Raw genomic sequence first — 13,849 nt, 5'->3', positions numbered from 1 at the left:
GCGCTGCTTCTGCGCTCATCCCCCCTTGCGGCGCATGGCTTCCGCCAAGGCGGCGGCCAGCGGACCATCGGCGGGGGGCGCGGGGCGGCGATTGTCGCCACCGGCGGCGGGCTTGGGGCCGGTGCTGAACTTGCCGCCGGGCAGCGGGCGCCCCTGGGGTGGGCCGCCTTGGGGGCGGGCACCGGAGGCGCCGGCTTCGCCGCCGTCCTTGCGCATGGAGAGGGCGATGCGCTTGCGCTGCACATCCACCTCCACCACCCGCACCTTCACCACGTCGCCGGCTTTGACCACTTCATGCGGGTCCTTCACGAACCGGTCGGCGAGAGCTGAGACATGCACCAGCCCGTCCTGATGGACGCCGATGTCCACGAAGGCACCGAAGGCGGCCACGTTGGTCACCGTGCCTTCCAGCAGCATGCCGGGCTTGAGGTCGCCCATGGTGTTGACCCCCTCGGCGAAGGTGGCGGTCTTGAACTCCGGGCGGGGATCGCGGGCGGGCTTTTCCAGCTCGCTCAGAATGTCCCGCACCGTGGGCAGGCCGAAGCGCTCATCCACGAAGGCGGCGGGGTCGAGGCTTTTCAGGGTGGCGCTGTCGCCCATGAGCGAGCGCACGTCGCGGCCGCAGGCGGCGATGATCTTCTTGGCGAGGCCATAGGCTTCCGGATGCACGCTGGAGCCATCCAGCGGCTCCTTGCCGCCGGAAATGCGCAAAAACCCGGCGCACAGTTCGAACGTGCGCGGCCCGAGGCGGGCGACCTTCAGCAATTCCTTGCGGTTGGAGAACGCCCCCACCGCGTCGCGATGGGCGACGATGGCGTCCGCCAACGCCGGTCCCAGGCCCGAGATGCGGGCGAGCAGCGGGGCGGAAGCGGTGTTCAGATCGACGCCGACCGCATTCACCGCATCTTCCACCACCGCGTCGAGGCCCTTGGCGAGGCGGCTCTGGTCCACGTCGTGCTGGTATTGGCCCACCCCGATGGCCTTGGGCTCGATCTTCACCAGTTCCGCCAGCGGGTCCTGCAGCCGGCGGGCGATGGACACCGCGCCGCGCAGCGACACGTCCAGATCCGGCATTTCCGCTGCCGCCAGCGCCGAGGCGGAATAGACCGAGGCGCCGGCTTCGCTCACCACCACGGTGCGGGGCTTTGGCGCAGGCATTTTTGCGATGACGTCGGCGGCCAGTTTCTCGGTTTCGCGGCTGGCGGTGCCGTTGCCGATGGCGATCAGCTCCACCTTGTGCTTGGCAATCAGGTGGGCGATCTGCGCGGTGGCGCCCATCAGATCGTTCCTGGGCTGGAACGGATAGATGGTGCTGGTCTCGAGCACTTTGCCGGTGCCGTCCACCACCGCCACCTTCACCCCGGTGCGGATGCCGGGGTCGAGGCCCATGGTGTTCCGCGAACCGGCCGGGGCCGCCAGCAGCAGATCCTTGAGATTGCGGGCGAAGACCCGGATCGCTTCTTCCTCGGCCCGCTCGGTCATGGCGGTCATGAGGTCGATGGACAGGTGCAGCGAGAGCTTCACCCGCCACGCCCAGCGCGCCACATCGCGCAGGAAGGCATCGCCCGGGCCGTTGCCGACGTTATAAGCAGCGCCGATCATGCGCTCCACCGGCTTGATGGGGGAGGGGTCGTCCCAATCCACTTCCAGATCGAGGGCGAGAAACTCCTCATTGCGCCCGCGCAGCATGGCCAGCGCCCGGTGGCTGGGCACCTGCGACCAGCGCTCCGCATGATCGAAATAATCGCGGAACTTGGCGCCGGCCTCCTCCTTGCCGGGGATGACCTTGGATACCAGCCGGGCATTGGTGCGCATGTGGGTGCGCAGGCGGCCCACCAGATCCGCATTCTCCGCGAACATCTCCACCAGGATGTCGCGGGCGCCATCCAGCGCCGCCTTGGTGTCGGGCACCTCCTCGGTGAGGAAGCGGGCGGCGAGCGTGGCCGGCTCGACGCTGCGCTCAGTGAGGATCGCCTCCACCAAAGGCCCCAGGCCGCGCTCGCGGGCGATCTCGGCCTTGGTGCGGCGCTTGGTCTTGTAGGGCAGATACAGGTCTTCCAGCTCCGCCTTGGTGGCGGCGGCGGCGATCTTGGCGGCGAGTTCGTCGGTGAGCTTGCCCTGGCTGTCGATGGACTGGCGCACGCTGGCCCGGCGGGCTTCCAGCTCGCGCAGATAGGACAGGCGCTCCTCCAGGGTGCGCAATTGGGTGTCGTCCAGCCCGTCGGTGGCTTCCTTGCGGTAGCGGGCGATGAACGGAACCGTGGCGCCCTCGTCCAGCAGAGCGACCGCCGCCGCCACCTGGGCGGGCTTCGCGGCGATCTCGCCGGCGATGATGCGGGCGATGTCAGCGGACAGGACAGCCATGATGTTTCCTTCTGGCAAACACGACAAATTCGGAACGAAACGCGAACGTAGACCGCGCGGCGCCGGGCTTCAATGGCGCGATTCTGCCATGCCTGCCAAATGCGACCGGGCGATGGTGGCCCCTCCGGCATCCTCCCACCTCGACGGCGGCGCGCAAGACGGTATTCTCCCGGCCGCTGGAGCAGGCTGCCGGTTCGGCGCGACGCTCTTTCAGATTTTCACCGCCCGCGCCTGGTGCCGGGGCGATTGCGCAGCGGATGCAGGGTGTCATGATTCCCGTTACCTCGTTCAAGGATCAAACCGTGGCCGTGTTCGGGCTCGGCGGCTCGGGCCTCGCCACGGCGCAGGCGCTGGTGGCCGGCGGCGCCCAGGTGGTGGCCTATGATGACGGCGCCAAGGGGCGCGAGAGCGCGGCGGCTGCCGGCCTTACCGTCACCGATCTGCGCACCATCGACTGGAGCGGCATTGCCGCGTTGGTGCTGGCGCCCGGCGTGCCGCTCACCCATCCCGCGCCCCATTGGTCGGTGGAGCTGGCCCGCGCCGCTGGCGTCGAGGTGATCGGCGACATCGAACTGTTCTGCCGGACCCGCAAGACGCTCAACCGCACCTCGGCCTTCGTGGCCATCACCGGCACCAATGGCAAATCCACCACCACGGCGCTGATCTCGCATCTGCTGCGGGTGGGCGGGCGCGATGTACAGATGGGCGGCAATATCGGCACCGCCATCCTCTCCCTGGAGCCGCCGAAGTCCGGCCGGGTGCATGTGATCGAGTGCTCGTCCTACCAGATTGATCTCGCCCCCAGCCTCGATCCGTCCGTGGGCGTGCATCTCAACCTCACCCCCGATCATCTGGATCGGCACGGCGACATCAGCCAGTACGCCGCCATCAAGGAGCGGCTGATTGCCGGGGTGCAGCCGGGCGGCACCGCGGTGGTGGGGGTGGATGATGACTTTTCCGCCGCCATCGCCGATCGGGCCGAAGCGGCCGGCGCGCATGTGGTGCGCATTTCGGTCAAGCAGCCCTTGGCGGACGGCATCTGGCTCGACGGCGAGACGTTGGTGGTGAGCGAGGGCGGCGTGGAGCGCTTCCGCCTGCCGCTCACCGGCATCGGCTCCCTGCGCGGCACCCACAATGCGCAGAATGCGGCGGCGGCGTTCGCGGCCGCCCATGCCATCGGCCTCGCCTATGAAGTGATCGCGGTGGGCATGAAGCGCTTTCCGGGCCTCGCCCACCGCATGGAGCAGGTGGGCACGCGCGGTCCCGTTCTGTTCGTCAATGACAGCAAGGCCACCAATGCGGATGCGGCGGAGCGGGCGCTGGCCAGCTTCGAAAACGTGTTCTGGATTGCCGGCGGCAAGCCCAAGGCGGGCGGCATTGCCCCGCTGGCGCCGTTCTTTCCCCGGGTGCGCAAGGCCTATCTGATCGGCGAGGCGGCGGCGGATTTCGCCGCGACGCTCGGCGCCGATGTCCCCCATGAGGTGGTGGGCACGCTGGACAAAGCGGTGATCGCCGCCGCCCATGATGCGGCCGCCTCCGGCGTGCCGCATCCGGTGGTGCTGCTGTCGCCGGCCTGCGCCAGTTTCGACCAGTATCCCAATTTCGAAGTGCGGGGCGATGCCTTCCGCGATCTGGTGCGGGCGCTGCCGCAGGAGGCAATCCCGGCGTGAGCGGGCGCCTTGCGCCGGTCCTCCGGCGCAAGGCTGATCCGGCTTAGCGCGGGATGATCTTCTGATAGGTGTTCTTCAGATCGTCCTGCAGCACCGTGGCTTTGCCGTCCGCTTTGAGCAGAAGCTCCTGCGCCGGCGTCTGCATGGCGTAGCTCCAGCCGGCCGGCAGCTTCAGCTTGGCGCCGAGGCCGGGAAGATCCGCATAGGTGAGCTTGGGATCGACGATCTGAGCATAGGACTGCATCACATAGACCGACCCATCGGGCGATGTGAGCTGAAAGGTCGGCTTGCCCGCATCGAAGCGATAGAGCGTGCTGCGGTCGATCACCGTGTCCTGATAGGGCTTCTCGCGCAGTTCGGACAAGGAGAGCTGGACTTCGGCGCGCTTCTCCAGGGCGATGCCGTTCACCGTCACCACCTCGCCCTTGAGGGTGGCGCCGGAGGCGACGATCTGGTCCATGATGAAGAAGCGCGGCCCGTTGCGCACGGTGTACAGGGAGCTGAACGCCTTGCGCAGTTCGCTGTCGGTGAGGCTCTCCCAATTGGCCTGCGGGCAGTCGCTGTGGCCCAGGGTGTTGAACACCTGGGCGCTCACGCCGTCGAGGCCGACGGAGATGGGCAGCAACTCGCAATAGCGCACATCCCGCAGGGGCTTGGAGCCGGGGCCTTGGGCGGGCGCCGCGGGGGCCGGCTGGGCCTGGAGGGGCGCGCCGGCGAGCATCAGGGCGGCGAGGCCCGCGCACGCGACCGCGGCGAACCGGGCCGCGGGCCGCGGCGCCTGCAGGTGTGTCAGGGCCGGTCGGCGAAATCTCATCATGATACCTCTCCCGTCGCAGGTTCGCCGGGATGCTATCGGCGGCTCCGGAGATGAAAAGGTCCGACGGAGATCGGGCCAGAAAAGAAGCGCTCCGCCCGCCCGAGGGGCTGGGGTGCGCCGGGCGGGCAGCGGGTGTGCGCCGCTGGGCCTTGTGGCGACGCCCGTGCCGTGGCACCTCGGGGCCGAAAAGTCGCCCGATCCAGGAGATGTCCCCATGGCCGACGCCCCGTCGCCGCACGCTGTCGTTGCCCTGCCGTTCGTGGCGCCCTTGCTGCCCGGCCTGTCGCAGATCATCGACGATTACGATGTGATCCTGTGCGACGTCTGGGGCGTGATCCATAATGGCGTCGCCGCCTTCCCCGCCGCCTGCGCCGCGCTCGAGCATGCGCGCGGCCATGGGGTCAGCGTGTTCCTGGTTTCCAACGCGCCGCGCCCCAATGCCTTCGTCGCCAGCATGCTGGACGGCATGGGCGTGTCGCGCGACGCCTATGACGGCATCGTCACCTCCGGCGATGTCACCCGCGCGGTGCTGGCCGGGCGGGCGGGGGCGCGGGTGTTCCACCTCGGCCCGGACCGGGATCTGGGCACCTATGACGGCCTCGGCGTCACGGTGTCGGACCTGGACGGCGCCGACCTGGTGGTGTGCACCGGCCTGTTCAATGACGATGTGGAGACGCCGGAAGACTATCGCGCCATGCTCACCGCCATGCAGGCGCGCGGCCTGACCCTGGTGTGCGCCAATCCCGATCTGGTGGTGGAGCGCGGCGACCGGCTGATCTATTGCGCCGGGGCGCTGGCCCAGCTCTATGAGGAATTGGGCGGCGATGCGGTCTATTGCGGCAAGCCGCACCCGCCGGTCTATGTGGAAGCCATGCGCCGGGTGCTGGGGCTGCGCAACGAAGTGCCACCGGGCGCGCGGGTGCTGGCCATCGGCGATGCCCTGCGCACCGACATCATCGGCGCCACCCAGGCCGGGTTCCACAGCCTGTTCATCTCCAGCGGCATCCATGCGGTGGAGCTGAAGTCCGAGCATGGCGCCGCCCCGGACATGGCGGCGGTGGCGCAATTGTTCGCCGGCCCCGCCCGCCCCCGCGCCGTGATGCCGCGTCTGTCCTGGTAGGAGGCGCGCCGGCCCCGCCCGCGCTTGACGGGGCGGCGGGGCTGGGCCAAGGGTGGGACCCCTCCCACACTCCCGGCCGCCCCTTCTGCCGATGCCCTCGCCCGCCCCAGACTTTCCCATCGTCCATGCCATCGCGCCGCTGCCGGAGGCATTGGCGCGCCCGGTGCTGGCCATCGGGAATTTCGACGGCGTGCATCGCGGCCATCAGGCGGTGATCGGGGCGGCGCTGGCCATGGGCCGGGCGCTGGGGCGCCCCACGGTGGCGCTGACCTTCGAGCCGCATCCGCGCGCGGTGTTCCAGCCGGACGTGGCGCTGTTCCGCCTGACCCCGGAGCCGCAGAAGCTGGCCGCGCTCGCCGCCTGCGGCCTCGCCGGAGCCATCGTGCTGCCGTTCAACCGCGATCTGGCGGCGATCACCGCCGAGGCGTTCGTGGCCGATATCCTGGTGGGCACCTTCCAGGTCTCCGGCGCCGTGGTGGGGTTCGACTTTCATTTCGGCAAGGCGCGGGCCGGCTCGCCCGCCTTCCTTGAGGCCCAGGGCGTGCAGCACGGCTTTCCGGTGCAGGTGGTGGAGGCGATGTTGGACGAAGGGGATTCCATTTCCTCCACCGCCATCCGCCGCGCCCTGGAGGCGGGGCAGGTGGGCCATGCGGCGCATATGCTCGGGCGGCCCTGGAGCATCCGGGCCACCGTCATCCATGGCGACAAGCGCGGCCGGGATCTGGGCTATCCCACCGCCAATCTGGCGCTGTCGCCGGACATCACGCTCGCCTTCGGCATCTATGCGGTGCGCCTGACCACCGCCACCGGCACCCATGACGCGGTGGCCAGCTATGGCCGGCGGCCCACCTTCGACAATGGCCGGGCGCTGCTGGAAGTGCATGTGTTCGACTTTTCCGGCGATCTCTACGGCCAGGAGGTGGAGGTCGCCTTCCATGGCTATCTGCGCCCGGAACTGAAATTCGACGGCATCGAGGCCCTGATCCGGCAGATGGATGCCGATAGCGCCGCCGCCCGCGCCATTTTGGCGGCCGTGCCCCGCGCCTGACGGCAGCGGCGGCGTCCGGACCCTTGTTCCTTAAACACGGCCGCGCAGGGTTAGGCGCCTCTTAACCTTGTCTGCGCCATTCTCCGGTTTGATCCGATGCATCGCGAGCCCATGTCCAATCCTGCGTCCTCCCCCCGCTCCGGCGACGATACCCGTTCCCCCTTCGTCCGCCTGGCCGATCTGCTGGCCGGGACGACGCCGGCGCGCGCGCCTTTGACCGCCGCCGTGGGCGAGCCGCAGCATGCCATGCCGGCCTTCGTCGGCCCGGCGCTGGCCGGCGCGCTGGCGGGCTTCGGCAAATATCCCCGTACCGAGGGCACGCCGGAATTCCGCGCCGCCGTCGCCGGCTGGCTGGGCCGGCGCTATGCGCTGGCCCGTCCCATGGATGCGGACCGGGAAATCCTGGTGCTGAACGGCTCCCGCGAAGGGCTGGTGAACGCCACCTTCATCGCGCGGCGCCGGGTGGCGCAGCGGGCTGGGGCGCCCATCGTGCTGGTCCCCAACCCGCTTTATGCCGCCTATCGCGCCGGGGCCGACATCGCCGGCTGCGAGGTGGTGGCCATGGCCACCACCCGCGAGAGCGGCTGGCTGCCGGATCTCGATGCGCTCGATCCGGCGCTGCTGGCCCGCGCCGTGGTGGTGTTCTTGGCCTCCCCCGCCAATCCGCAGGGGGCGGTGGCCTCGCGCGCCTATCTGGAGCGCCTGCTGGAGATGACCCGCGCCCATGGCGCCTATCTGTTCGCGGACGAATGCTATTCGGAAATCTATCTGGGCGCCGAGAAGCCGCCGGGCATATTGGAAGTGGCGCGGGGCGACTATTCCGGCCTGCTGACCTTCAATTCCCTGTCCAAGCGCTCGTCGCTGCCGGGCATGCGGGTGGGCTTCGTGGCCGGCGACGCGGATTTCCTCAAAGAATTCCTGGCCTTCCGCGGCATCGCCGCGCCGCAGGTGCCCGAGCCGTTGCAGGCGGTGGCGGTGGCCGCGTTCAATGACGAGGCCCATGTGGAGGCCTCCCGCGGGCTCTATGTGGCCAAGTTCGATATTGCCGACCGCATGCTCGGCAACCGCTTCGGCTATCGCCGTCCGGCTGGCGGCTTCTTCCTGTGGCTCGACGTCACCGAGGCCGGCGGCGGCGCGGAAGCGGCGCTCAAGCTGTGGCGGGAACAGGGCCTGCGCACGGTTCCCGGCGGCTATCTGTCGTCCCGCGATGCCAGCGGCGCCAATCCCGGAGATCCCTATCTGCGGGTCGCCATGGTCCATGATCTCGCCACCAGCGAAGAGGTGCTGAACCGCCTCGTCGCCGGCCTGTCCTGAGGAGCGCACGCCGATGTCCGTTCGCCGTCGATCCGCATCAGCAGCGGCCTTGCGCGGGCACGGCTTCGGCATGGACTTCGTTCCCGAGAGCGTGCGCGCGGCCATCCGCCGCCGCTCGTCGGAGATCGTCGGCGTCGCCATCCTGGGGGCGGTGACGTTCGCGCTGGTGGCGCTGATGACCTGGTCGGCGGGCGATCCCAGCCTGTCCAACGCCACCAATGCCAAGGTGAACAATCTGCTCGGCCGTCCCGGCGCGGTGGTGGCCGACCTGCTGATGCAGCTTCTGGGGCTCGCCTCGCTGGCGCTGCTGCTGCCGCTGGCGGTGTGGGGCTGGCGACTGCTCACCCATCGCCCGCTCAGGGGCGAACGCCTGCGCCTGGTGGCCCTGACCTTCGGCGCTTTGGGCGCCAGTGCGTTCCTCGGCGCTTTGCCCACTTTCGGCACCTGGCCCATGCCCACGGGCCTGGGCGGGGTGATGGGCGATCTGGTGCCGCGGCTGGTGATGGTGATCACCGGCAATTGGAGTTCGAGCTTTGCCGCCATCCTGGTGGGCGCGGTGGGGCTGGGAATCGGGGCCGGCGGCTTGTTCGTCGCCTGCCGCCCCACGGCGCCGGCTGAAGACGGCGGTCCTGAGGACGAGCCCTATGATGCGGAGGAGGAAGAGGTGGAGCGCGGGGCGATGGTGTCGCTGGGCGCGCTGACCCATACCTTCCTGTCGCTGAAGGCCCGCCTGACCACTCGCCGCGCGCCCCGCGTCATCAAGGGCGTGGCGCTGGCCCGCCCGCTGGAGCGGCGCGCCGATCCCAACGGCCGGGTCGAGCCGCGCCTGACGCCCCGTCCCGAAGCCCCGCCCGTGGGCGGCGCCCGCCGCGATGCCGCCCCCATGGACGACGAGGCCGACGGGGAAGACACGTTCGAGGCGCCGCCGCCGCGCTCGCGCCCCGGTGCCGCCAAGCGCGACCGCAATGGCGCGGGCGCGAACCCGCGCGGCAACCGGCGCGGCCTCTATCAGCATCCCGAACTGACCCTGCTGGGCGCGGCGCCCCCGGCCAAGGGGCCGACCATGAGCCCCGAGGCGCTGAAAGACACCGCCAAATTGCTGGAAGGCACGCTGGATGATTTCGGCGTGCGCGGCGAAATCGTCCAGGTGCGCCCCGGCCCGGTGGTGACCTTGTATGAATTGGAGCCGGCACCGGGCATCAAGTCGTCCCGCGTCATCGGCCTCGCCGACGACATCGCCCGCTCCATGAGCGCCATTTCCGCCCGCGTGGCGGTGGTGCCGGGGCGCAATGCCATCGGCATCGAATTGCCCAATCCGCGCCGCGACAAGGTGCTGCTGCGCGAGCTTTTGGCCACCAAGGACTTTTCCGACAGCGGCCAGAAGCTGGCCATCGCGCTCGGCAAGACCATCGGCGGCGAGCCGGTGATCGTCGATCTCGCCCGCATGCCGCATCTCCTGGTGGCCGGCACCACCGGCTCGGGCAAGTCGGTGGCCATCAACACCATGATCCTGTCGCTGCTCTACCGCATGACGCCGGAGCAGTGCCGCCTGATCATGGTGGACCCCAAGATGCTGGAGCTGTCGGTCTATGACGGCATTCCCCATCTCCTCGCCCCGGTGGTCACCGATCCCAAGAAGGCGGTGGTGGCCCTGAAATGGGCGGTGCGGGAGATGGAGGACCGCTACAAGAAGATGTCCAAGCTCGGCGTGCGCAACATCGACGGCTTCAACGCCCGCGTCGCCGACGCCATGAAGAAGGGCGAGAGCATCGCCCGTACCGTGCAGACCGGCTTCGACCACGAGACCGGCGAAGCGGTCTATGAGCGCGAGGAAATGGAGCTGGGGCCGCTGCCCTATATCGTCGTCATCGTCGACGAGATGGCGGACCTGATGCTCACCGCCGGCAAGGACATCGAGGGCGCCATCCAGCGCCTGGCCCAGATGGCGCGGGCCGCCGGCATCCATCTGGTGATGGCGACGCAACGCCCGTCCGTGGACGTGATCACCGGCACCATCAAGGCCAATTTCCCCACCCGGATCTCGTTCCAGGTGACCTCCAAGATCGACAGCCGCACCATTCTCGGCGAGATGGGCGCCGAACAGCTGCTGGGCCAGGGCGACATGCTCTACATGGCGGGCGGCGGGCGCATCAGCCGCGTGCATGGCCCGTTCGTCTCCGACGAGGAGGTGGAGCGGGTGGTGCGGCACCTCAAAGCCCAGGGCGTGCCCGATTATGTGGAGGCGGTCACCGCCGATGCGGACGGGGATGACGAGGACGACGGCGCGGTGATGGATAAGGGATCGTTCGGCGAACCGGGCCAGGATCTCTATTCGCAGGCGGTGGCGGTGGTGCTGCGGGACAAGAAGTGCTCCACCTCCTATATCCAGCGCCGGCTGCAGATCGGCTATAACCGCGCCGCCTCGCTGGTGGAGCGCATGGAGAAGGAAGGCGTGGTCGGCGCCCCCAATCACGCCGGCAAGCGCGAGATTCTGCTCTCCGACGAGGCGGCGGAGTAAGGCGCCCTGGCGACCGCTGCCCCCTGTCACAGCCCCGTGGGCGCCCGCCGCGAGCCACAGGATCGCCATAGGCCGTGGCTAGGGAACAAAGCGAAGAAACCGAAGTATAAAGCGGCGACATGCGCGATCCTGCGTGATTCGCGCTTCTGCCGGATGTTGATGATGCCCCGCCGCCTTGCCGTTTCCTTCGCGATCCTGATTGGCTTGGCGGCCGCACCGCACGCCATGGCGCAGGGCATTTTGCTCCCTCCGGGCGAAGTGCCGGGGGCCAGCGTGCCCGGCGGGTCGCAGGCGATCGGCTCGCAATTGTTCTCGCCCCAGCCCATGGTGCCGCAGACCGGTGCGCCGCGCGCGCCCCAGGCGGCGCCCGCGCCCAGTGCCGCGCCGCAGGCCGGCGCGCCGCAATCCATCGCGCCCGCGGCCCAGACTCCTGCCGCCCAGGCGGCGGTGCCGTTGCCGGCGCAGCGCCCGGCGTCTGCCAACCAGCCGCGTCCGCCGGCTGCCTCCACGGCGCCGGCGGCGGTGGCCGCCGCGCCCCGCAATCCGCTGCAGAACCCGGCCCCCGCGCCGGCCCAGGGTAATCTCGACCGCGCCGCCATGACCACGGTGAACAAGCTCACCACCTATTGGAATTCGGTGCAGACCCTGGTGGGCACCTTTGTGCAGATCGATTCCGACGGCAGCCGCAAGACCGGCGACTTCTACATGCAGAAGCCCGGCAAGGTGCGGTTCGAATACAATGCCCCGGCCACCATCGAACTGGTGTCCAACGGCCAGTCGGTGGTGGTGCGCGACCGCCGCCTGAACACCCAGGACGTGACGCCTTTGGCGCAGACGCCCTTGCGCTTCCTGCTCGCCGACAAGATCGAGCTGGTACTGAACCCCAATGTGACCGGGGTCTATGAGGACAATGTCTATGTCTCGGTGGTGATGCAGGAACAGGTGCCGATGATGGGCACCTATCGCCTGCTGCTGCTATTCGACGCCAAGGACTATCAGCTGCGGCAGTGGATCGTGACCGATCCGCAGGGCTACGACACGTCGGTGGCGATCTCGAACCTCAACTACACCACCCGCCCCGACCCCAAGCTGTTCAACATCAATTTCGAGCGCATGCTGCAATAGGGGCGCGCTGGTATCAAAGCGTCGGATAGGGCCGGGGGCGGAAGAAGCCGCGGATGCACTCCGGCTTGCGCACGGCGATCTGGACGTGGGTGCGCTCGTGAAGGCCGCCGCCAGGATATAGCCGGCCGCCCTCCGTGAACATGCCACGCACGGTGTCGTAGGGGGCGATGCCGGTGCCCCCTTGCAGATCCATCATGCTGTGCAAGTGGCGGATCACCGCGCAGTCCAGATACCGCAGAAGGTGGTCCTGCTCAGGCTGCCCTCGCGGGCTCCTGTTCTCAGGCACCGGAAGACCAGCCTTTTCCTGTGCCAGGACAAAGGAGTGATAGCTGGTGCGGACCAGTTCCAGATCCTCGCGCGTTGTGAGGTCGAGGCAGTTGCGCAGATCGATAATCGCACCGATGACGCTCGGAGCCTCATAAGTACCCCGGCTCGCCTTCCACTGCGCCCATTCCAGGGCGCGTCGGGGATCGGCCTCACAGAAGTAGGCGCCGGGTCCGAGCCAGTCATGATCTTCATCGCTGAAGATGATTTCGGATGTCCCGGCCAGAACCTCTCCCGCCACCGCTGCGTCGCAGCCATGGTATCCAAGAACGAATGAGGTCGCGAGACGGCTCAAGCCGCCGACTTGGGCTTTTTGACGGGGCCGCCATATTCCGGGGCCAGATCACCGTTCTCGGTGTAGATGCCCTCGGCGATTAAGGCGTCGCGCGCGGCCTCTTTGCTCACGGTGATTTTCGCCGTGTAGTCCTTGATGAGCTTCTTTATGGCGGCGCGGCGCTGCTCGTCGGTCATCAAGTGACCCTCCTGGACTTGAAGATAGCGCGTTGGGCGGTTTTTTTGAAGGCGGCTCCAATTCAAGGCTCGCGAAAAAAGCGGCCTGAATGCGCGGCGCTGAATTGAGGCAGCCGGTTCTTGCTGCCCGTCCCGTTCGCGCATGCGCGATCGGAGCGCGCCTACCGGGCGCATGGGGGCAACGCCCGGCCTTGCCCTCCGGCGCCGGGACCGGCTAGGTCAGGCTTCCTTCCTCCCGCTCCGGACGTTCCCCTTGTCCCTTACCGTCTGCACCTGGAACATCAATTCCGTCCGCATCCGCCTCGATCTGGTCAAGGCCGCGGTGGAGGAACTCAAGCCGGACGTCCTGTGTCTCCAGGAGACCAAGTGCCAGGACGACCAATTCCCCCTCGCCGCCATCCGCGAGCTGGGCTTTCCCCATATCGCGCTGAATGGCCAGAAGGGGTGGCATGGGGTGGCCACCTTTTCCAAGCGGCCGTTCGAGTCCATCGAGAAACAGGAATTCTGTGCCAAGGGCGATGCCCGGCATATTGCGGTGACCCTGGGCGCGGGCGGGGGCCTCAGTGCGCCGGTGACCATCCATAATTTCTACGTGCCGGCGGGCGGCGACGAGCCGGACCCGGAGATCAACCCCAAGTTCGCCCACAAGCTCGCCTTCCTGGAGGAGGCCATCGCCTGGGAGCGCCTCACCGAGGCCGGTCGCCCGGCGGGGGGCCACGCCATTCTGGTGGGCGATCTCAACATCGCGCCGCTGGAAGCCGACGTGTGGAACCACAAGCAATTGCTGTCCGTGGTCAGCCATACGCCGGTGGAGGTGGAACTGATGCAGCGCTTCCAGGCGGCCGGCCCCTGGGTGGACGTGATGCGCAATTTCGTGCCGCCCACGGACAAGCTGTTCACCTGGTGGAGCTATCGCTCGCCCAATTACACCGTGAATGATCGCGGCCGGCGGCTGGACCATGTGTGGACCAGCCAGGGCCTTGCCCCCAAGGCCAGCGCCATGACCGTGCTGAAGCACGCCCGCTCGTGGGACAAGCCCTCCGACCATGTGCCGGTGGCGGTGACGTTCGACATCTGA

At 68.5% G+C, this 13,849-nt stretch carries 11 protein-coding genes; 7 read left to right on the top strand and 4 right to left on the bottom strand.

The annotated features are described in order from the left end of the window. Positions 1–15: 15 nt before the first annotated feature. Positions 16–2,364 (bottom strand): Tex family protein, encoded by a 2,349-nt coding sequence (locus tag AAG816_RS15060; RefSeq protein ID WP_341990471.1) that lies wholly within the window; start codon positions 2,362–2,364, stop codon positions 16–18. A 269-nt stretch (positions 2,365–2,633) separates the two neighbouring features. Between AAG816_RS15060 and murD the strand changes: the two genes are divergently transcribed. Then, entirely contained in the window at positions 2,634–4,034 is a 1,401-nt protein-coding gene (gene murD, locus AAG816_RS15055) for a UDP-N-acetylmuramoyl-L-alanine--D-glutamate ligase (protein ID WP_341990470.1), read from the top strand. 43 nt (positions 4,035–4,077) lie between these two features. Here the strand turns inward: murD and AAG816_RS15050 are convergent, their stop codons facing one another. Then, positions 4,078–4,851 carry a hypothetical protein gene (locus tag AAG816_RS15050; protein WP_341990469.1) on the bottom strand — a complete coding sequence of 258 codons (774 nt, stop codon included), beginning with the start codon at positions 4,849–4,851 and terminating at the stop codon, positions 4,078–4,080. Positions 4,852–5,065: 214 nt separating this feature from the next. On the opposite strand from AAG816_RS15050, the gene AAG816_RS15045 reads away from it, so the two are divergent. The 5 genes from AAG816_RS15045 to AAG816_RS15025 all read left to right on the top strand — a co-directional run bounded on the left by AAG816_RS15045 (position 5,066) and on the right by AAG816_RS15025 (position 11,976). Continuing rightward, complete coding sequence (locus AAG816_RS15045) at positions 5,066–5,971, top strand: TIGR01459 family HAD-type hydrolase (RefSeq protein ID WP_341990468.1); 906 nt, start codon at positions 5,066–5,068, stop codon at positions 5,969–5,971. 91 nt (positions 5,972–6,062) lie between these two features. Next, positions 6,063–7,019, top strand: a complete 957-nt coding sequence (locus AAG816_RS15040; RefSeq protein WP_341990467.1) for a bifunctional riboflavin kinase/FAD synthetase — start codon at positions 6,063–6,065, stop codon at positions 7,017–7,019. A 111-nt stretch (positions 7,020–7,130) separates the two neighbouring features. Further along, positions 7,131–8,333, top strand: coding sequence for an aminotransferase class I/II-fold pyridoxal phosphate-dependent enzyme (locus tag AAG816_RS15035; RefSeq protein ID WP_341990466.1), 1,203 nt, complete (start codon positions 7,131–7,133; stop codon positions 8,331–8,333). A 70-nt stretch (positions 8,334–8,403) separates the two neighbouring features. Further along, positions 8,404–10,851 (top strand): DNA translocase FtsK, encoded by a 2,448-nt coding sequence (locus AAG816_RS15030; protein ID WP_341990506.1) that lies wholly within the window; start codon positions 8,404–8,406, stop codon positions 10,849–10,851. Between the two features lie 162 nt (positions 10,852–11,013). Further along, positions 11,014–11,976, top strand: coding sequence for an outer-membrane lipoprotein carrier protein LolA (locus tag AAG816_RS15025; RefSeq protein ID WP_341990465.1), 963 nt, complete (start codon positions 11,014–11,016; stop codon positions 11,974–11,976). A gap of 13 nt (positions 11,977–11,989) precedes the next feature. On the opposite strand, the gene AAG816_RS15020 is transcribed toward AAG816_RS15025, so the two are convergent. Both AAG816_RS15020 and AAG816_RS15015 read right to left on the bottom strand, forming a co-directional pair. Next, a complete protein-coding gene (locus AAG816_RS15020; RefSeq protein WP_341990464.1) occupies positions 11,990–12,595 on the bottom strand; it encodes a hypothetical protein in 606 nt (201 codons plus the stop codon). Continuing rightward, the gene (locus AAG816_RS15015; protein WP_341990463.1) at positions 12,592–12,771 is read right to left on the bottom strand and encodes a hypothetical protein; all 180 of its coding nucleotides are present in this window, start codon (positions 12,769–12,771) and stop codon (positions 12,592–12,594) included. The genes AAG816_RS15020 and AAG816_RS15015 overlap by 4 nt, the downstream gene beginning before the upstream one ends. 253 nt (positions 12,772–13,024) lie before the next feature. Between AAG816_RS15015 and AAG816_RS15010 the strand changes: the two genes are divergently transcribed. Further along, positions 13,025–13,849: an exodeoxyribonuclease III gene (locus tag AAG816_RS15010; protein ID WP_341990462.1), complete on the top strand. Its 825-nt coding sequence runs from the start codon at positions 13,025–13,027 to the stop codon at positions 13,847–13,849.

It is taken from the genome of Azorhizobium sp. AG788 (assembly GCF_943371865.1).
Classification (GTDB): Bacteria; Pseudomonadota; Alphaproteobacteria; order Rhizobiales; family Xanthobacteraceae; genus Azorhizobium.
This window is presented reverse-complemented; position numbering and strand designations above follow the sequence as displayed.

Coding starts and splice junctions, on each gene's coding strand:
- murD (WP_341990470.1), top strand. CDS start 2,634: ATGATTCCCGTTACCTCGTTCAAGGATCAAACCGTGGCCGTGTTCGGG.
- AAG816_RS15050 (WP_341990469.1), bottom strand. CDS start 4,851: ATGATGAGATTTCGCCGACCGGCCCTGACACACCTGCAGGCGCCGCGG.
- AAG816_RS15035 (WP_341990466.1), top strand. CDS start 7,131: ATGTCCAATCCTGCGTCCTCCCCCCGCTCCGGCGACGATACCCGTTCC.
- AAG816_RS15015 (WP_341990463.1), bottom strand. CDS start 12,771: ATGACCGACGAGCAGCGCCGCGCCGCCATAAAGAAGCTCATCAAGGAC.
- AAG816_RS15040 (WP_341990467.1), top strand. CDS start 6,063: ATGCCCTCGCCCGCCCCAGACTTTCCCATCGTCCATGCCATCGCGCCG.
- AAG816_RS15045 (WP_341990468.1), top strand. CDS start 5,066: ATGGCCGACGCCCCGTCGCCGCACGCTGTCGTTGCCCTGCCGTTCGTG.
- AAG816_RS15060 (WP_341990471.1), bottom strand. CDS start 2,364: ATGGCTGTCCTGTCCGCTGACATCGCCCGCATCATCGCCGGCGAGATC.
- AAG816_RS15030 (WP_341990506.1), top strand. CDS start 8,404: ATGGACTTCGTTCCCGAGAGCGTGCGCGCGGCCATCCGCCGCCGCTCG.
- AAG816_RS15025 (WP_341990465.1), top strand. CDS start 11,014: ATGCCCCGCCGCCTTGCCGTTTCCTTCGCGATCCTGATTGGCTTGGCG.